The following is an 18,731-nucleotide window of genomic DNA, read 5'->3' on the forward strand; positions in this document are numbered from 1 at the left end:
GAAACTCCTAACGTGTGGGCTGGAGGACGACCTGGTCGCTGCCGGTCAGCGGTGGCAGGTCGGTGCCGCCGGGGTCGGTGTAGCCGGCGACGAAGACGCCGGTGAGATGGTCGGTCTCCGGATCGTGTCCGCTCGGCAAGGTGGTCTGGATGGAGCCCGTGCAGCCGCGGGCCGTGGTCTGCGGGTGACCGTGGTCGTCGTGGCCGAGGATGTAGTCCACGGTCACCTTGGCGCAGTCCACCGGCTGGTCGTCGGTGACCCGCACCTCGAACTCGACGACGTCGCCGAAGTGGAAAGCCTGCCCTTCGGCGGGCCGGACCAGCTCCACGACCGGCGCGGCGTTGCCGACCACGATCCGCACCGACGTCGCCGCGGACATGCCGGAGGTGTCGGTGACCCTGAGCGTGGCGTTGTAGAGGCCGTTCTTCTGGTAGGTGTACGACGCCTCGGGGCTGCGGGAGTCGACCTTGCCGTCGGCGTCGAAGTCCCAGGCGTAGCGGAGCCTGTCGCCGTCGGGGTCGGTCGTACCGGCGCTGGTGAAGCGGACGGTCAGGGGCGCGTGGCCGTCGGTCGGCGAGCCGACGGCGGCCGGGACGGGAGTGTGGTTGCCGGTGTTGCCGATGTAGTCGTAGCGCGAGAGCTGGGCGTCCGGGTTCTCCTGGAAGTAGCCGTCGCCGTACTCCAGCACGTAGAGCGCGCCATCTGGGCCGAACTCCATGTCCATCGGGTTGTCGAAGACGAACGAGGGCAGCACGTCCTCGATCCGCCCGTCACGATGGAACGCCTTGACGTAGTCACGGGTCCACTCGTAGAAGAGCGGAACGCCGTCGAAGTACTTCGGCCACCCCACGGCGGTCCGGCCGCGCGTGTTGCGCGGGTCGAAGTGGTACGCCGGACCGGCCATCGGCCCGATGCCGCCGGTGCCCAGCTGCGGGAACTCCGCTGAAGCCCCGTAGGAGTACCACACGTTCGGCTGCGTCACCGGTGGCAGCGCGCGCAGGCCGGTGTTGTGCGGCGACTCGTTGACGGGCGCGGCGCAGTTGAACGCCGCGCCTGACGCGCCGGTCGCGAAGTCGTAGTCGACGTACGGGAGCCGCGCCGTCGCACAGTACGGCCAGCCGTAGTTACCGGCCTTGCGGATCACCGTCCACTTGCCGGTCCCCGACGGGCCGCGCTGAGGATCGGCCTCCCGCGCGTCGGGCGAGTAGTCGGCGACATAGAGCTCACCCGTGGACCGGTTGAGCTCGATGCGGAAGGGATTGCGCAGGCCCATCGCGTAGATCTCCGGCCGGGTGCGCGCCGTACCGGGCGGGAACAGGTTGCCGCGCGGAATCGTGTAGGACCCGTCGGCGCGGACCTTGATGCGAAGGACCTTGCCGCGCAGGTCGTTGGTGTTGCCGGCGCTGCGCTGGGCGTCGAAGGCGGGGTTGTGGTCGGGCCGCTCGTCGATGGGGTTGTAGCCGTCGGAGGAGAACGGGTTGGTGTCGTCGCCGGTGGACAGGTAGAGGTTGCCGTCGGCGTCGAAGACGATGTCCCCGCCGACGTGGCAGCAGAGGCCGCGGTTCACCGGCACATCGAGGATGCGCTGCTCGGTACGGAGGTCGATCGTGGCGCCGGTGAAGCGGAAGCGGGACAGCCGGATCAGCCCGTTGAACGGCGCGAAGTCCGCCGGTGTGCCGGTGACCGGGGCATCGCCCTCGTTGAAGTCCGGCGTCGCCGGGTCGTCGATGGGGGTGTTGAGCGGCGGGGAGTAGTAGAGGTACACCCAGTCGTCCGCCTTGGAGCCCTTGCCGAAGCCGGGGCTGAGGGCGATGCTCTGCAGTCCCTCCTCGTCGTGCCGGTAGACGTCGAGCCGGGCGGCCTGCGTGTTGAGGCCGGTCTTCGGATCGTGCAACCAGACCACACCGGGCCGGGTGGTGTGCAGGACCCTCGAATCCGGTAACACCGCCAGGTCCATGGGCTCACCCGGATTGTCGTTCAGCGTCACCTTCTGGAACTGGGCGTCGGGCGGCGGAGCCGTGGCGCCTGCGGCCCCGGCCGCCTTCACGGCGGCGGTCCCGAGGGTGTTCGCGTTGGCGGCGGCGGTCCCGGTGGCGTTGGCGGCGGCCGGCATGAGGATCGCCGCAGCGGTCAGGGCGGCGAGCGCGGTTCTCGTTCTCATGCCTCTCCCTTCGTTCTGCTCAGGGGGATAAGAGAGGGCAAATTAACGTGAATGTAACCCGGCTTACGCCGATCGAGGAGGGCCTAATTACGCACGATCAAACAGCTTTCGCCTCAGATCGGACTAAGTACCGCACGCCGCTGGACCGTTCAGGTGCGGTGCGCCTTGCCTGAACGGTCCAGCGGTTACGAGCGGGGCGTGACCGGAGCCAGCCAGAGACCGACGATCGCGTCGATCAACCCGGTCGCGGCGTCGTGCCAGCTGGACCGGGGTGTGGGGGCGCCTTCGGCGAGCGCGCGCTCACGCTCGGCGATCATGTGCACCATCAGCTGACGCGCCATGTCGCCGCGTTCGAGGCGTACCTCCAGCGGCAGGTCGGGAAGACACCGGTTGAGCCCGTCGATCGCCTGGCGCAGGGACGGCGAGCTGATCGTCTCCTCGATCATGATCTCGCGCAGTGCGGGATCGGTCATCACCTGGGCGCTGAACCGGGCGAACCAGGTGGGGTTCCCCAAAGCGCCCAGGTGCTCGGTGATCGGGCGCAACAGGCAGCCCACCCAATCACGCGCGTCCGTGGAGTCGGCGATCTCGGCCAGCATGCGCAGGCGCAACCGCTCCATCGGCTCGGTGTGCTTACGCACGATGGCGCGTACGAGATCCGCCTTGGTGCCGAAGTGGTAGCCGACCGCCGCCGTGTTGCCCTGGCCGGCGGCCTCGCTGACCTGGCGGTTGGACACGGCGAAGACCCCGTGCTCGGCGAACAGCCGCTCCGCCGCCGTCAGGATCTGCTCTCGCGTCGCGCTCACGCGCTCGGCCCGGGCGGTTCTCTCCATCAGATCACCACCGTACCCCTCGAATTCGGCCCTCGGTACGCGCCCAGTCAACCGGCCCTGCTAATTTAAGTCAAACAGTTGATTTAAGTTGTGGCCGGATCGCAGATATCCGGCCGCTCGGACGGAGACCTTTCCATGCGCCATGCAACAGCTCAGCCCTTCGAGGCCGAGCCGCCCGGCCCGCCGCGGACCAATGCCGTCGTAGTGGTGCTGGCCTTCGCCGGGATCGTGGTCGCGCTGATGCAGACCCTCGTGATCCCGCTGATCCCCCAGCTCCCCCGGCTCCTGAGCGCCTCGCCCTCCGCCGCCACCTGGGCCATCACCGCGACGCTGCTGGCCGGCGCCGTCGCCACCCCGGTCATGGGACGACTGGGCGACATGTACGGCAAGCGGCTCATGCTGCTCATCAGCCTGACCCTGCTGGTGGCCGGCTCGACCGTCGCCGCCCTCAGCGACTCCCTGGCGCCTATGGTCGTCGGACGGGCCCTGCAGGGGCTGGCGGCCGGCGTCATCCCCCTGGGCATCAGCATCATGCGCGACGAACTGCCGGCCGAACGCCTCGGCTCGGCCACCGCGCTGATGAGCGCCTCACTCGGTGTGGGCGGCGCGCTCGGCCTGCCCGCGGCCGCCTTCCTGGCCGAGCGCACCGACTGGCACGTGCTGTTCTGGACCGCGGCGGGATTCGGCGCCGTGGCCGCCGTGCTCGTGCTCACGCTCGTGCCCGAGTCCAGTGTCCGCAGCGGGGGACGCTTCGACCTGGTGGGCGCGGCCGGACTGTCGGCCGCGCTGGTGTGCCTGCTGCTGGCCATCTCCCAGGGCGCCGGCTGGGGCTGGACCAGCGGCCGTACCATCGGGCTGTTCGCGGTCTCGGTCGTCGTCCTGCTGCTGTGGGGCTGGTGGGAGCTGCGTACCAGGCAGCCGCTGGTGGACCTGCGCGCCACCGCGCGCCGTCAGGTGCTGCTCACGAACCTCGCCTCCGCCGTGTTCGGGTTCGCGATGTTCGCGATGTCCCTGGTACTCCCCCAGTTGCTGCAGCTGCCCGAGGCCACCGGCTACGGGCTGGGCCAGTCGATGCTGGTCGCGGGCCTGGTGATGGGCCCGTCGGGCCTGGTGATGATGGCCATGGCACCGCTGTCGGCGCGCATCTCCCGGGCCAGGGGTCCCAAGACGACGCTGATGGTCGGCGCCGTCGTGGTCGCCGCCGGCTACGGCCTGGGCGCCGCGCTGATGTCCGCCATCTGGCAGCTCGTGCTCGTCTCCGCCGTCATCGGGGCCGGCATCGGGCTGGCGTACGGGGCCATGCCCGCGCTCATCATGGCCGCCGTGCCCCTGTCCGAGACGGCCGCCGCCAACAGCCTCAACACCCTGATGCGCTCGATCGGTACCTCGATCTCCAGCGCCGTCTCGGGCGCCATCCTGGCCCAGCTGACCATGTCCCTGGGCCCTGTGATCGTCCCCTCCCAGAACGGCTTCCGCGTCGTGCTGGCCCTCGGCGCCGTCATGGCCCTCATCGCCCTGGTGATCATGTCGTTCATCCCCGGGCGCCGCCCGGCCGCCTCCGCCGGGACGACGCGCCCCGCCGTCCCCGCACACGCGAAGGAGCCTTCCCGCTGATTCCCTCCGGCGGCCCTGGCCCCTGCGGGAAGGCCGCCACGCGAGTTGAGCAGCGGGCTGCTCAAGCCGCCACGCAAGTTGAGTAGAGGCCTACTCATGACCCGGCCGGGCTGCGCGCCTAGCATCAAGCCCTGAGCCGGGGAGGTGGCGATGCGCCGGTACGGCCTGGTGGCCTACGTACTTGCCGCGAGCGTGATGGTGCTGATGGCCGCATGCGTGATCGGGCTGAGCCCGGCTACAGCCGGGGCAGCGGGGCCGACGACGGCCGGGACGGTGAGGGCGGCAGCGGCGGAGGCCGCGGAAGCGGCGGGGGCGGCGGAGCCGACGACCGAGGTGACGGAGGCGGCGCCGACGGCCGAGCCGTCCTGCCCGACCTTGTCCGAATGGAACAGCGTGACGCATGACGGCACCCGCTCGGGGCCGGTGCCGAACGTCATGGGGATGACCCGGGACAGCGCGGTCGCCGCGCTGGCCCAGGGCGGCTTCGGCGCGCAGTCCACGCCTTCCGACGCGGCGGGCGACTGGACGGTCACCGACCAGACCCCCACCAGCGAGGAGCTCGCGAACTGCGGCTCCACCGTCACCATCGACCTTCAGGCGCCGACTGTGGAGGTCCCGGACGTCGTGGGCGACCAGCGGGACACGGCGGAGAAGAAGATCCGCGACAAGGGGCTCGTCCCGTCGGTGACCGAGGGAGACGGGACGGGCGTGGTGGACGCCCAGGATCCCGCCGCCGGCACGCAGGTGCCCAACGGCAGCACCGTGACGCTGACCCTGCGTCCCCCCGCGCCGACGTCCCCGACACCTGATGACCGCGTCGAGGTCCCCGACCTGAACGGGCTCAGCGCGAACGTGGCGCGGCGGCAACTCCAGGGCCTGGGGCTCACGCTCGTCGTCGGCAGCGGGGACTCGGGCCGCGTGAGCGAGCAGGATCCGGCCGCCGGCACCATCGTCGACCGCGGCAGCTCCGTCACCGTCACGCTGACAGCGGGACCCACGCCGACCGACCCCGCGAGCCCGAGCCCGGACGTCACCCCCACCGGGACCGATGAGTCACCGCGGGTCAGCGACATCGACTCGCGGGAAACCGACTCGTCGAGCACGCCGCTGCCCGGCTTGCTGGTGGGCGCGCTCGTGGCGGTGGGCGTAGTGATCTGGGCGCTGCGCCGCGCCCGTCGTGGCCGGCAGAGCTCCACGACGCCCTCCGTGGTCTGCGTCCCGTACGCCGACCTCTCGCCGAGCTTGCAGATCCGTGAGTTCGCGCCCTCGCTCAACCTCGACTTCGTCTGCCACCACGACCCGGGCCGGCAGGAGATCAGGGAGATCGTACGGTGACCGTTACCTTAATCGCCCACCCCAGCACCGCCGACCTGCTGCTCTACGCCGACCCGAGACAGGCGGCCCAGGAGCTCGCGCGGGCCGTGGACGCCCGCCGGGTGCTCGACGAGATCGACCGGCAGGTCCAGACGCCGCCCGGCGAGCTGGCGCGCCGGGCCGCGGAGGCGGGCGCCGACCTGCTCGGCGGCATCGACGTGGGGTCGGTGCTGCTGGGCGGCTGGGCGAAGTACCGCAGCCTGCGCGCCGCGGCCCGCAGCACCTTGGACAACCCAGGTATGGGAAAGGTCGTGCCGCTGGCCGAGCACGAGGTGGTCTCCCACCACGAGCCCTATGTCGAGGTACAGGTCAACGGCCGGCCGGTCGGCCGGCTGACCTTCGGCGTGGACCTCATCCTGCATCTCACGATGGTGCAGGCCAGGGTCCGCGGCGGGCGGCTGATGGGGCTGACCGGGGGCGACTGCACGGCCGCCATCGCCTGCAAGATCCAGGGCGTCGAGGTGGCCAGGAAGGAGTTCGTGGTGGTCACGTTGCCGATCAACCGCGACTTCGGGCAGGGCTTCGCCTTGCTGCCGGAGGCACGTACGGCGAACTGACGGCCGACTGACGTACCAGCGCGGACGGCACGGCCGACTGACGTACCAGCGCGGATGGCGCGGACGTACCAGCGCGGACGGCCAGCTGATGTATCGGCGCGCCCTAACGACCCTGGTAGCCCTCGCGGGCGGTCACGACGTCGGGCATGCGGTCCTCCAGCCAGGTGATGAGGGGGATCAGCCGCTCGGCGGCCTCGCGACCCAGCGAGGTGAGGCTGTATTCGACCCGGGGCGGAATCGTGTGCTCGGCCACCCGCAGCACCATGCCATCGCGTTCCAGGGTCTGGAGGGTCTGGGACAGCATCTTCTCGCTCACCCCGTCGACGCGGCGGCGCAGCGCGTTGAAGCGGTAGGGCCCCTCGTAGAGGGCCACCAGCGCCAGGATCGCCCAGCGGCCGGTGATCGTCTCCAGCACCGAGCGAGAGGTGCACTTGCGCGAGAAGACGTCGGCCACCAGATTCTCGAACTCCTCCATGCGTGCTACCTTACAGTGCTTTCTGATAGAAAGTACTAACCGATAGTTCGTACTGATAGGGAGTAATCATGATCGTGGTAACCGGAGCCAGCGGACACCTCGGCCGACTGGTGGTCGAGGAGCTCAAGAAGCGGGTTCCCGCCGGGCAGATCGTCGCGGCGGCGCGTACCCCGGAGAAGGCCGCGGATCTCGGCGTCGAGGTCCGCGAAGCCTCCTATGACCGGCCCGAGACGCTCAAGAGCGCGTTCGAGGGCGCCGGCAAGGTGCTGCTCATCTCCGGCACCGAGGGCAACCGGCTCCAGCAGCACTCGGCGGTCGTCGACGCGGCCAAGGCGGCCGGCGCCACGCTCACCTACACCAGCGCGCCCAAGGCCGACACCACCGAGGCCGGCCTCGCCGCCGACCACAAGGCGACCGAGGACTACATCAAGGCGTCCGGCGTGACGTACACGATCTTGCGCAACAACTGGTACCACGAGAACTACGAGCAGTCGATCGCGGGCGCTCCCCAGCTCGGCGCGGTCTACGGGGCCGCCGGCGACGGCCGGATCGCCTCCGCCTCGCGTGCGGACTACGCCGCCGCCACGGCCGCCGTGCTGGCCGGAGAGGGTCACGACGGCAAGGTCTACGAGCTGGGCGGCGACACCGCCTGGACGCTCGCCGACCTGGCCGCCGAGATCTCCAAGGTCACCGGCAAGGAGGTCGCCTACCAGAACCTGCCGAAGGACGACTTCGCGGGTGTCCTGGCCGGCGCCGGCGTTCCGGCTCCGTTCGCGGCGCTCCTGGCCGACGTGGACGTCAACATCTCCCGTGGCTGGCTCGCCGACACTCCCGGCACGCTGAGCGAGCTCATCGGCCGGCCGACCCAGCCGATCGGTGAGTATGTCCGCTCCCTGCTCGGCTAATTACCGCGGAACCTCGCTAAGGGCCGCCCGTACGACCGGGGCGGCCCTCAGGATCGGATGATCAGCGTGGTTGTCGCGGCTCTTTCGTCGTGCTGTCCTCGCTCTGGTCCGCCGGGCAAATGGTCAGAGCGCGTCCCACAGGTCGCAGTTGTGTTCGGTGGCCATCTCGGTGGCCGGGACCATCACCGACCGTCCGCCCGCGCGCAGTGACATGACGCGCGAGGTGCGGTTGTAGTCCGGCCACGGCGACGCGTACGGCGCCTGCGGCCGGGCGAGCCGGGTGAACGAGCCCCAGTAGTGCACCATGTCCGCCGCCAGCCGGCGCTCGGCCGCGTCGAAGGTGGGTGCGATCGGTGTGCCGTTGTCGAAACTCGGCCACAGGTAGGCCAGCTCGGCGGCGTGCCCCGCGCCCCACTCGTAGCCGACCGGCTCGGGGGTGAGGCCCGGCCCCGTACGGTGGTCGAACCGATAGGCGAACACGCGGGTGTAGGCGGACAGGTCCTTGATGAACTTGAGCGTCGGGCAGCCGCCCAGACCGGCGATGAACCCCGAGTCGGTGAAGATCGCCGCCGCCAGGTACGCGCCGGTGAACCGGTCGGGCGTCGCCGGCCAGGGATACCGGCGCAGGATGGCGTCGGCGTTGGCGCCGTACAAGGACCGGACGAAGTTCTCGTACTGCGTTTGGGTCCAGTCCAGATTGCCCTGCGCGAACGTACGGCCCTCGTCGCGGGTGGAGCCCACGATCAGAGGGACGCGCTGGAAGTGACCCGCACGGACGGCGTCAACGGGAGCCTCCGGAAACACCGGGCCGCCGGCCACGAACGAGCTGAACTGCGGCCCGTCGACGAGCCGCGCCGGGGACAACGCGCGAAGGCAGGCGACGGCGGTCGCGTCGTCGGCGCAGCCGAGCTGGCCGGCGATGGAGGTGCCGGACTGCTCTCCCTGGCTGACCGGCTGGCTGACGCAGGCGCCGCTCTGGATGATCGCGCGGTTGAACAGGCCGCTCGATCCGGGGGCGGTGAGGTGGCCGCAGACGGAGAACCCGCCGGCCGACTCGCCGTCGATGGTGACCTGCCGGGGGTCGCCGCCGAAGGCGCCGATGTTGCGCTGTACCCAGCGCAGCGCCGCCTGCTGGTCGAGGAAGCCGTAGTTGCCGGACTGGCCGGCCTCGCGGGTGAGCGCCGGGTGGGCCAGGAAGCCGAACACGCCCAGGCGGTAGTTGATGCTCACCACCACGACGTTCTCGAGCCGGGCGATCAGGCTGCCGTCGTGCTGGTTGCCGGAGCCGTTGACCAGGCCGCCGCCGTGGATCCAGAACAGCACGGGCAGCCGCTGCCCGGCCTTGGTGCCGGCGGGCCGGAACACGTTGAGGTACAGGCAGTCCTCGGTCTCGGAGCGCGGTCCATTGGTGCTGGCCGCGGCGGGACAGCGGTTGCCCCATGCGGCGGCGTCGCGGACGCCCGTCCACGCGCGGGCCGGGCGGGGTGCGCTCCAGCGCAGGTCGCCGACCGGTGGCTGCGCGTACGGTACGGCCAGGAACCGCTCCACGCGATCAGCCACGGCGCCCTTGAGCAGACCGGTCTCCGCCCGCACCACCGGGCGGGCCGCGCCGGCGAGGGCGGGGGTCGCGGGGAGTCCTAAGAGAAGGGCGACGACGGCGGTCAGCAGCGCGACGACGCGACGGCTCGTTCTCCTTTTCGGCGTCGGAACGAGGGTTTCAGGCATGTACGCAACTCCTTCGGACGGGCCGGAGGGAATCAGGCGCCTGAAACATAGCTCTGGTCCGATCTCTCGGATAGCGCTCTCCCGGTGGATGGAAGGCTTTTACCCCAAATCCCCGAGCCAGTCGGCGATCCGGGCCGCGGCGGTATCTACGCTCGTCACTGTGCGTCAGCTGCAAACCGTCACGATCACGAACCGTGCACTGACAAAGAGTCAACACACCATTGTGCACGAATCTTCACATCTGGAGCTTGAAGTACATCTGCCCCATCGGCATAGTGGACGCACCACAGGCGTATCAGTCGTGGCGGGCATCCTGGGGGGCCGCTACCAGTTCACGACTGCCTAGCGGCGCACCACTACGCGCGGAATTGGACACGATGGATGAGCTCGCCTCCGCCGATCCGCACCAAACTGCTGAGGATCCTGCTGCTTCCGCTGGTCTCGATGATCGCCTTATGGGGGTTCATCGCCTACTCCAGTGTGGATGAGATCGCCGCGGTCTCCCAGAGGCAGGACCGGTGGGACGCCATCGGGTCGCCGGTCCTGGAGCTGATCATCGAGCTGCAGCAGGAGCGGCAGCTTTCGGCGGCGGCGCCGCGCGGCACCGGCACGTACGCGCTGCTGGCCGAGCAGCGGCCGATCACCGATGGCAAGGTCGCGCGGCTGCGCGAGGCCATCGGATCCATCGGCACCGGTGGCGAAGGGTCGGAGGACGACACCCCGGCCGAGGTGCGGGAGCTGGTACGGGCGCTCGACGGCCTCCAGTCGCTGCGCGAGCGCGCGGACGAGGGCGCGCTGTCTCCGCCGCTGAAGATCATCGATGCGTACAGCAACCTGATCAGCATCGCCAACCGGCAATTCACCGACTACGACGCGTTGAGCAGCCTCTCGTCCTACCGCGCGGTGCGCGGCATGGCGGCCTACAGCTCCACGGCGGAATACCTGGGCCAGGAGCACGCCGTGCTCACCAGCACGATCGTGCGCCGCAAGATGACCCCCACGGACCGTGCCTCGTTCGTCGCCGCCATGACCAGCCGCCGGCTCGTCTTCGCCAACGCCGAACGTGACGCGGCCCCCGAACTGCGGGAGAACTACGACAAGCTGGTCGCCAGTGCCCCGTACAAGCGGCTGCTGACGGTGGAAGACCGGCTGTTCAACTGGGACACCAACGGATCGCCGCCGGTGGACCCCGACGAGTGGAAGGCCGACGCCGAGACCCTCCTCAGCGCCATCAACCTCGACACGCACGCCGAGCTGGGCCGCACCTCGGTGGAGGCCGAGGATCAGAAGACCGGGGCGTACTGGCGGATCTGGCTGGTCCTGATCCTGGGCCTGGCCGCGGTGGTCGCGTCGGTGGCGCTGTCGTACCGGTTCGGCCAGTCGCTGATCAGTGAGCTCAGACGGCTTCAGGCGTCCGCGGTCGAACTCGCCGAACAACGACTGCCCCGGCTGGTCGAGCGGCTGCGCCGCGGCGACGACGTCGACCCGGCCACAGAGGCGCCCGGCCTCGACCCGGCCCACACCGCCGAGGTCGATCGCGTGGTGAACGCGTTCTCCGCCGTACGCCGCACCGCGGTCGAGGCCGCGGTCGGCCAGGCGACGCTGCGCAAGGGCGTCGCCCAGGTCTTCCTCAACCTGGCCTGGCGCAACCAGGCGCTGCTGCATCGCCAGCTCGCGCTGCTCGACACCATGGAGCGCCGGGTCGACGATCCGGAGGTCCTGGAAGACCTCTTCAAGCTCGACCACCTGACCACCCGCATGCGGCGGCACGCGGAAAACCTCATCATCCTGTCCGACTCCGCCCCCGCCCGCCGCTGGCGCGACCCCGTGCCGCTGTTCGACGTCGTACGCGCGGCGGTGCTGGAGGTCGAGGACTACACCCGCGTCACCGTCGCGCCGATGCCGGACTCCCCGCTGCTGGTCGGCGCCGCGGTCACCGACGTGATCCACCTGATCGCCGAGCTGGTGGAGAACGCCGCCGTCTTCTCCCCGCCCGACACGACCGTGCACGTCCGCAGCATGACGGCGGCCAACGGCTTCGCCCTGGAGGTGGAGGACCGGGGCCTGGGGATGAACCAGGACACCCTCGACGAGCTCAACGCCCGCCTGGTCAACCCGCCGGAGTTCGACCTGGCCGACAGCGACCGGCTCGGCCTGTTCGTGGTGTCCAGGCTCGCGGCCCGGCACAATATCAAGATCATGCTGCGCCGCTCGCCGTACGACGGGACCACCGCGATCCTGCTGCTCCCCACGGCCCTGCTCGCCAACGCCGAGGCCCTGGCCGTCGCCGCGGCGCACCCGGTGGGCCACGGCGGTCGCGCGCCCAGGCCCATGCGCGCGATCGGCACCGCGCCCGCCGAGGCCCGGCCCCGCGTGGTGTCCCTGTCCCCGGAGCCGTTCTCTCCGGAGCCCTTCTCCCCCGTCGCCTCAGATGCCTTCTCCGCCTCGGACGCCTTCTCCGCCCGCGGAGCCGAGGCCGTGAACGGCCGAGAGGTCCCCGGGAACCCCGGCGGCCACGGGGTCTCGGCAGACCCGGACGGCCCGCCGGACGCGCCCGCCCCCGCTCCGGAGCCCGAGCGCGCGACCTGGTTCGAGGCCGGCCCCGTGCCGAGGCCGGCACCCGGCCCGGCTAGCGAGGGGCTAGGGAACAATGGGCTGGGGAACGGGCTGGGGAACGGACCGGCGACCGGGCCGGGGAGTGAGGCCGTCGCCGAGCCGAGTACCGGACCGATTTCCAGGCGAGGGGGCGGCTCCCCCGGCCCATCCGTAGAGTGGAGCCGCACGGTGCCCGCCCAGGAGGCCGATGAGGACCTCGACGGGCTGCCCATGCGCGTACCTCAAGCCAACATGGCTCCTCAGCTGCGCACCGCGCGGCGCACGGACCGCAGCGCGGTCTCGGTGCGCTCGCCGGAGGAGCTTGCACAGATCATGTCGTCCATGCAACGTGGCTGGCAGCAGGGTCGCGGCCAGACTGAGCAGGAACGCGACGTGTGGAATCGAAAGGACGACCAACCCGATGCCTGACGCCAGAAGTGAACTGAGCTGGCTCCTCGACGACCTCACCCAGCGGGTCCCCGGCATCCGGCACGCCATCGTGCTGTCCGCCGACGGGCTGGCCATGGGCGGGTCCCGGGAGCTGACGCGGGAGGACTCCGAGCACCTGTCCGCCATCTCCGCCGGCAGCCACAGCCTCGCCATGGGCGCGGGACGGCACTTCGGCCTGGGTGGCGTACGACAGACCATCATCGAGTTGGAGGGTGGCTTCCTGTTCGTCACCGCGGCGGGCCAGGGCGCCCGGCTGGCCGTGCTCGCCTCGGGTGACGCCGAACTGGGCATGGTCACCTACGAGATGGCGCTCATGGTCAAGCGCGTCGGGGAGCACCTCTCCTCTCAGCCGAGGGGAGCGGCACCGGCACCCGCCTGGAACGGCGCCAGACCGTGACCGGGGAGGATCCCGGGCCGCTGATCCGGCTCTTCGGGCTGACCGGAGGCAGGGCGCGACCGCGTGGCGAGACGTTCGACCTGGTGGCCATCGTCACCACGGTCGGCGGTTCCTACGAGATCGCGGACCTGATCCCGGAGCATCGCACCGTGCTGTCGGTGTGCCGCAGGCCCACACCGGTGGCGGATGTCGCGGCCCACCTCAAGCTGCCGCTCAACATCACGCGGGTGATCCTGGGCGACCTGCGACGCGAGGGTCTTGTCACCATCGAGCGCCCGCGCCCCGCGGCGCAGACGATCGACGAACGCATCTACAGGGAAGTGCTGCATGGGCTACGCAGCCTCTGAGCCGGGGGCGACCGCGGTCGCCTCGGCCTTGGCCATCAAGATCCTCATCGCGGGCGGCTTCGGCGTCGGCAAGACCACCATGGTCGGCACCATCAGCGAGATCCGGCCGCTGCACACCGAGGAGCTCCTGAGCGAGCGGGGCATCGGGGTGGACGACACCTCCGGCGTGGACTCCAAGATCACCACCACTGTGGCGCTGGACTTCGGCCGCATCACCATCCGCGACGGCTTGTGGCTGTACCTGTTCGGCACCCCCGGGCAGGACCGGTTCTGGTTCATGTGGGATGAGCTGTCGGTCGGCGCGCTCGGCGCCGTCGTGCTCACCGACACCCGCCGCCTGCAGGACTGCTTCCCGGCGGTGGACTACTTCGAGCAGCGCGGCATCCCGTTCCTGGTCGCCGTGAACTGCTTCGACGGGGCCAAGCGCTACGACCCGGCCAAGGTACGGCGGGCGCTCGGCCTGGCCGAGACCACTCCGGTGGTGCTGTGCGACGTACGCGAGCGCGAGTCGGTCAAGGAAGTGCTCACGTCGCTGGTCACGTACGCGGTGGAAGGGGCCTGACCCCCATCGGAGGAAGCTCCATAGAATCAGCTGTCGGCTGTCTATAGTTACACCGTGTTCACGCTTCAAGCCCTGGTGGATCGCGCCTCACTCGAACTGCGGGTGCTGGTGCCGGGCCGGCCGGGCGCGCTGGACGAGCCGGTCGCCTGGGTGCACAACACCGAGCTGCCCGACCCTTCGCACTACGTACGCGAAGGCGAGCTCGTACTGACGAACGGCCTGTGGATCGACCAGGTGCCGCCGGAGCACTTCGTGCGCAACGTCATGAAGGCCAAGGCCGGCGGCATTGTGTTCGGCCTGCGTGCCGAGACGCCCGCCACTCCCCTGGAGCTCGTCGAGGCCTGCCGCGAAGGGGAGCTGCCGCTGCTGGAGATCTCCATCGCGGTGCCGTTCACGGCGGTTTCGCAGGCCGTGGCCGACATGCTGACCGACGAGCGCAAGCAGTCGCTGGTCGGCATGGTGCGCCGGGGAGACGCCCTGGCCACGGCGATCTCCCGGGGAGCGGGCGCCTCCGGCGTGCTCGACGTCCTGCGGCGCGACCACGACCTGCCGCTCGCGGTGGTCGACAGGATGGCGCGGTCGCTCGCGATGGCCGGCGCCGATCTCGACGCGGACCAGCTGCACGCCGTGGCCATGGGATTGGCCAAGAGACCTCCGGCTCTGGAGGTGGATCTGGGGGGCGCGGGACGCGCGGCGCTGTTCCCGGTGGGCGCCGTCGGCGACACCGACGCGGCTCTCATCTGTCTGCGCCCCTTGCGCCGGCTCGCGGCGGACGAGCGGGCGGCGCTGGAGCAGACGGCCCGCTTCCTCAGCCTGGAGGTCGCGAAACAGCAGGCGGTCCAGGCGATCGAGATGCGCTTCGCCAGCGAGCTCCTGGAGATGATCCTGTCCGGCGGCCGGCGCTCCGCCGAGGTCCCTGGCCGGCTGCGCGCCTTCGGCGTGGATCCGGGCGGTCCGCTGGCCGTCTGCGCCGTGGCGTTCGCGCTCGGCGAGACCGCGACCATGCACGGGCTCGCCGAGGTGATCGGGGAGTTCTTCGCGGCCGAGGGAGTGCCGGTCGTCGTGGCCGATGGCACGCAGGACGTCGTCGCCGTACTGCCCTGGCGCCATCCCGAGCGTGAGCTGCCGCTGCTCGCCCAGCGCCTGGTACGCGACGTCGAACGGCGTTTCCCCGGCCGCCGCCCGGTCGCGGGCCTGGGCGGACTCGCCGCCCACTCGGCCGAGCTGCGACCCGGGCTGCTGCAGTCCAGGGAGACCTGCCGCGTGCTGCGGCGGACCCGCACGGGGCCGTCCGTACGGGCCTTCGCCGACTTGGGTACGCACCGGCTGCTCCTCGGATCGCTCGACGTGGAGACCTTGCACCAGTTCTCCGGCGAGCTCCTCGGGCCGATGAAGGACCATGACGCGCGGCGCGGCGGTGAGCTCGAGCTGACGCTGCGGACCTACCTCGATCACGATGGGCAGTGGGCGGCGACGGCCGGAGCGTTGCACGTCCATGTCAACACGCTCCGCAACCGGCTGGCCAAGATCACCGAGCTCACCGGCAGGGACGTGGGACGCACCGAGGATCGGGTGGATCTGTTCCTGGCGCTGACCATCGACGCGATGGACTGAGCTCGTCTCGCTGGACTGAGCTCGTCGCGCTGGACTGACCTTAAAGCGTCTGCCGCCACCGGCGGGCGTTGCTCAGCGTCGCCATCGGCTGGAGCATCTGATGGTCGAAGGCCGCCATGGGCAGCCCCTGGGCCAAGCGCCGCGGGAAGTCGGGGTTGGCGAGCGCGCCCCGGCCCAGGGTCAGCACGTCCGCGTGGCCGTCCTCCAGCAGCATGGCCGCCTGGTCGAGGTCGTGCATGCCGCCGTTGGCCAGCACGGGCAGTCCTGTCACCTTCCGGGCGAGGCCGGTGATCGTCATCCCTCCCTCCAGGGTCGCCGTCTCCACCCAGTCCCGTCCTTCGCTGGCGATGTGCAGGTAGCTCGCGCCCGCCTCGGCGAGCGCGGCGAAGATGGTCTCCGCGTCCCTGGAGCCGCCTGCCCATCGGTGCGTGAAGTCGTTGACCTTGCCCTGTGACAGCCGGATCCCCACGCAGAAGTCCGGGCCGAGCTCCGCGCGGATGGCGGAGACGATGTCGGCCGCCAGCCGTACCCGACGGGCGACCGTGCCGCCGTAGCGATCGTCGCGCTCATTGGTGTAGTCGGTCAGGAACTGGTCCACCAGATAGCCGTTGGCGCCGTGCACCTCGACCCCGTCGAAGCCCGCCCGCCGGGCGCGGACGGCCGAGGCCACGAAACCGGCCACCGCGCGGTCGATGTGCTCCTGGCTCATCGCGCGGGGTGTCGGCCATGAGCCGTGCCCGCCGTACTCGGGCATCTTCTCCCCGCGTGGCGGGACGGCCGACGGCGCCACCGTCTCCTCGCGGTAGCGGTTGCCCTGCGACAGCGCGCCCGCGTGCATGAGCTGGAGGATCATCGACGCTCCCGCGTCGTGCACCTGCCCGACGATCTCCCGCCAGGCGGCCTCGTGGCCGTCGGTGACGATGCCCGGCTGGTTGGTGTACCCCTGGCTGTGCCAGGTGTCGGTGTAGGTTCCCTCGGTCACGACGAGGGAGAAGCCACCCTGGGCGTACGCCCGGTAGTAGTCGGCCATCTCGGCTGTCGGCGTGCCGTCGGCGGCGGCGGACACCCTGGTCATGGGCGAGACCGCCAGCCGGTTGGCGAGGCTGAGCTCGCCGACACGTTCCGGCCGTAGGGCGGGGTGCTGGACGTCGTTCATCGTTCGCTCTCTTCTTGTGTGATCAGGTCGATCGCCAGCGGCGTCGGCCGGTGCCCGTTGATCCCGACCAGGTCCTGCGGGCACGCCGAGAGCACGAACACGCAGTCCATCGCCGCCTCGAACGTGATCGCGTCACCGGGGCGGCTGACCGAGCTCAGCCAGCTCAGCCGGCCGTCGTCCGCCACGGGAATCCGCATGAACACGTTGACGGGCTGCGGGATGCCCGGACGGGCCAGGCCGAGCCGGGACAGGCTCTCGCCCAGGTTGTCCGCGCAGGAGGCATGGAACCCGGGCACGCCCAGAGCGCGATAGCGCGCCGGGTCGCAGGCCGCGATGAGCATGTCATGCCGGCCCGGCGAGGTGTCCGCCACCAGAGTGAGGATGGGCCTGCGCCGGTCGGTGACGAACTGCTCGCCGACCAGCGGGAACAGGCGGCTGATGGCGGTCCGCGTGTGCGACGCGCTGAGGTGCTCGCTCACGTCGTCCGCGGCGAACGCGAACACGTCACCGACCTGACCTCCGTCAAGATCGGTGACGCGCACGCGCTGACCGGTACTGACCTTTACCGCCCGCCCTTCGCCGGCGGGCACGCTGACTCGCATGCCGACAGCCAAGCAGCCGGGCTATGCGCCTGACCATGGAGATTGCTACCGCATTCGACATCTATGATGGATGAATCTCCATGTCAAGAGCGTTCGTCCACGACCTGGAGGACCTTCCCCGTACGTGGATGCAGCGCCAGCTCCGAAGGCCGTACCCATTCGACCGTCAGCGGATGGACGCCCCCTTCCTCCACCGTCTGGGGGTACAGCGGCCTGGCCGCGTACACCGCGTCGATGAGCCGCTGCGTCAGCTCGGGCGGCGGCTCCTCGGTGCAGGCCAGCCGCAGCGTCAGCCCGTCCTTGCCGTTCCAGCGGCGCTGCACCATCTGCATCCCCGACATGGCCCGGTCCGGGTCGGCCGCGATGAGGACCGCGCGGATGGCCTCCGTCGACATCGACACCGTCTCCACCCTGGCGCCTTCGGCCGACCTGCCGAGCAGCCGGAATGCGCGGCAGTCCGTGTCCGTCCACTCCGCCATGTCGCCGGCCGGATAGCGGATGATCGGCATCAGCGTCCTGAACAGATTGGTGACGATCACCCGGCCGGGTACGCCGGGCACGGTGATCGGCTCGCCGGTCGAGTCGTCGATCAGCTCCACCAGGGTGCGGTTGGCGAAGGCCTCGTGCACGCGCACGTCGTCGCCCGGCAACGGGCCGCCAACCAACCCGGCGTCCACGGAGGCGTATCCGAGCGAGGCGATCTTGGCCCCGGGAAACGCCTTGGCCAGCTGGGGACGCAGGTCGTCGAAGAGGAAGTCGCCGGCGAACAGCAGCAGCTCCACCGTGTCGGCCACCTGCCCACGGGCGGTCACCGCGTCGGCCACGGTGGCGAGCTTCATCGGCGGGCCCGCCAGCACGTCGACGCCGAAGTACGCGATCAGGTCGGCGACGGAGTCGTCTGAGGCGTGGCAGGCGATGGGCAGCCGGACGTTCTCCACCGGGGCGTTGTGCAGCGAGTGCTCGATGTAGAGGAAGCCGCCGTACATCTCGCCGGCCGAGAACAGGTTCGCCACCCGGTGCCCCGGCTTCAGACCCGCCCGGACCATGCCCGCGCCGAACGCGGTCACCGAGTCGGCGTGCTCCGTGCGGGTCCACGGGGAGAACTTCGGCGCGCCGGTGGTGCCGCCGGAGGTGTACACGCCGGCGTCGGTCAGCGGTCCGGTCAGCAGCCGGTTGTCCGGGTAGACGTTCGCGGCCCAGAAGGCCGTCTGGTCGATGATCGGCAGCTGGGTGAGGTCGGAGGCGCCGTCGGGCACGTCGCGGTACGCCTCGGCGTAGAAGGGCGAGTGGCGCCGGGCGAAGTCGACCAGGTCACGCAGGGATTTGGCGGGCATGTGTCTCTCCTAGATCCTTGTCTCAGATCC

The 18,731-nt window shown here is 70.5% G+C and carries 16 protein-coding genes; 9 read left to right on the forward strand and 7 right to left on the reverse strand.

The genetic code is table 11. From position 1 onward, the window contains the following. Positions 1-7 precede the first annotated feature (7 nt). A complete protein-coding gene (locus AB0J16_RS26485; protein ID WP_358544296.1) occupies positions 8-2,161 on the reverse strand; it encodes a PQQ-dependent sugar dehydrogenase in 2,154 nt (717 codons plus the stop codon). Between the two features lie 185 nt (positions 2,162-2,346). After that, positions 2,347-2,994 carry a TetR family transcriptional regulator gene (locus tag AB0J16_RS26490; RefSeq protein WP_358544298.1) on the reverse strand — a complete coding sequence of 216 codons (648 nt, stop codon included), beginning with the start codon at positions 2,992-2,994 and terminating at the stop codon, positions 2,347-2,349. Between the two features lie 135 nt (positions 2,995-3,129). On the opposite strand from AB0J16_RS26490, the gene AB0J16_RS26495 reads away from it, so the two are divergent. The 3 genes from AB0J16_RS26495 to AB0J16_RS26505 all read left to right on the forward strand — a co-directional run bounded on the left by AB0J16_RS26495 (position 3,130) and on the right by AB0J16_RS26505 (position 6,539). Then, positions 3,130-4,608, forward strand: a complete 1,479-nt coding sequence (locus tag AB0J16_RS26495; RefSeq protein ID WP_358544299.1) for an MFS transporter — start codon at positions 3,130-3,132, stop codon at positions 4,606-4,608. A gap of 150 nt (positions 4,609-4,758) precedes the next feature. Next, complete coding sequence (locus AB0J16_RS26500; RefSeq protein WP_358544300.1) at positions 4,759-5,943, forward strand: PASTA domain-containing protein; 1,185 nt, start codon at positions 4,759-4,761, stop codon at positions 5,941-5,943. Then, complete coding sequence (locus AB0J16_RS26505; protein ID WP_358544302.1) at positions 5,940-6,539, forward strand: hypothetical protein; 600 nt, start codon at positions 5,940-5,942, stop codon at positions 6,537-6,539. Before AB0J16_RS26500 ends, AB0J16_RS26505 begins: the two co-directional genes overlap by 4 nt. A gap of 103 nt (positions 6,540-6,642) precedes the next feature. On the opposite strand, the gene AB0J16_RS26510 is transcribed toward AB0J16_RS26505, so the two are convergent. Further along, the gene (locus AB0J16_RS26510) at positions 6,643-7,014 is read right to left on the reverse strand and encodes a helix-turn-helix domain-containing protein (protein WP_357952302.1); all 372 of its coding nucleotides are present in this window, start codon (positions 7,012-7,014) and stop codon (positions 6,643-6,645) included. Between the two features lie 68 nt (positions 7,015-7,082). Here AB0J16_RS26510 and AB0J16_RS26515 point away from each other — a divergent pair, with 68 nt between their 5' ends. Further along, complete coding sequence (locus tag AB0J16_RS26515; protein WP_358544303.1) at positions 7,083-7,919, forward strand: SDR family oxidoreductase; 837 nt, start codon at positions 7,083-7,085, stop codon at positions 7,917-7,919. Between the two features lie 123 nt (positions 7,920-8,042). On the opposite strand, the gene AB0J16_RS26520 is transcribed toward AB0J16_RS26515, so the two are convergent. Continuing rightward, a complete protein-coding gene (locus tag AB0J16_RS26520; protein WP_358544305.1) occupies positions 8,043-9,644 on the reverse strand; it encodes a carboxylesterase family protein in 1,602 nt (533 codons plus the stop codon). Between the two features lie 381 nt (positions 9,645-10,025). Between AB0J16_RS26520 and AB0J16_RS26525 the strand changes: the two genes are divergently transcribed. Genes AB0J16_RS26525 through AB0J16_RS26545 form a run of 5 tightly spaced genes read left to right on the forward strand, consistent with a single transcriptional unit; the run spans position 10,026 to position 15,609 of the window. Next, positions 10,026-12,668, forward strand: coding sequence for a sensor histidine kinase (locus AB0J16_RS26525; protein ID WP_358544307.1), 2,643 nt, complete (start codon positions 10,026-10,028; stop codon positions 12,666-12,668). After that, positions 12,661-13,086 carry a roadblock/LC7 domain-containing protein gene (locus AB0J16_RS26530; RefSeq protein ID WP_357641159.1) on the forward strand — a complete coding sequence of 142 codons (426 nt, stop codon included), beginning with the start codon at positions 12,661-12,663 and terminating at the stop codon, positions 13,084-13,086. Before AB0J16_RS26525 ends, AB0J16_RS26530 begins: the two co-directional genes overlap by 8 nt. Then, the gene (locus AB0J16_RS26535; RefSeq protein ID WP_358544308.1) at positions 13,083-13,433 is read left to right on the forward strand and encodes a DUF742 domain-containing protein; all 351 of its coding nucleotides are present in this window, start codon (positions 13,083-13,085) and stop codon (positions 13,431-13,433) included. The genes AB0J16_RS26530 and AB0J16_RS26535 overlap by 4 nt, the downstream gene beginning before the upstream one ends. Continuing rightward, positions 13,414-13,995 carry an ATP/GTP-binding protein gene (locus AB0J16_RS26540; RefSeq protein ID WP_358544309.1) on the forward strand — a complete coding sequence of 194 codons (582 nt, stop codon included), beginning with the start codon at positions 13,414-13,416 and terminating at the stop codon, positions 13,993-13,995. Before AB0J16_RS26535 ends, AB0J16_RS26540 begins: the two co-directional genes overlap by 20 nt. Before the next feature lie 54 nt (positions 13,996-14,049). Then, complete coding sequence (locus AB0J16_RS26545) at positions 14,050-15,609, forward strand: helix-turn-helix domain-containing protein (RefSeq protein ID WP_358544311.1); 1,560 nt, start codon at positions 14,050-14,052, stop codon at positions 15,607-15,609. 40 nt (positions 15,610-15,649) lie between these two features. On the opposite strand, the gene AB0J16_RS26550 is transcribed toward AB0J16_RS26545, so the two are convergent. The 3 genes from AB0J16_RS26550 to AB0J16_RS26560 all read right to left on the reverse strand — a co-directional run bounded on the left by AB0J16_RS26550 (position 15,650) and on the right by AB0J16_RS26560 (position 18,701). Further along, on the reverse strand, positions 15,650-16,765 hold the full coding sequence (locus AB0J16_RS26550; protein WP_358544313.1) for an NADH:flavin oxidoreductase: 1,116 nt from the start codon (positions 16,763-16,765) through the stop codon (positions 15,650-15,652). Continuing rightward, the gene (locus AB0J16_RS26555; RefSeq protein WP_358544314.1) at positions 16,762-17,367 is read right to left on the reverse strand and encodes an urea carboxylase-associated family protein; all 606 of its coding nucleotides are present in this window, start codon (positions 17,365-17,367) and stop codon (positions 16,762-16,764) included. Before AB0J16_RS26555 ends, AB0J16_RS26550 begins: the two co-directional genes overlap by 4 nt. 83 nt (positions 17,368-17,450) lie before the next feature. Next, the gene (locus tag AB0J16_RS26560) at positions 17,451-18,701 is read right to left on the reverse strand and encodes a hypothetical protein (protein WP_358544316.1); all 1,251 of its coding nucleotides are present in this window, start codon (positions 18,699-18,701) and stop codon (positions 17,451-17,453) included. Positions 18,702-18,731 lie beyond the last annotated feature (30 nt).

This window comes from Nonomuraea sp. NPDC049750 (genome assembly GCF_040659625.1).
Taxonomy (GTDB): domain Bacteria; phylum Actinomycetota; class Actinomycetes; order Streptosporangiales; family Streptosporangiaceae; genus Nonomuraea.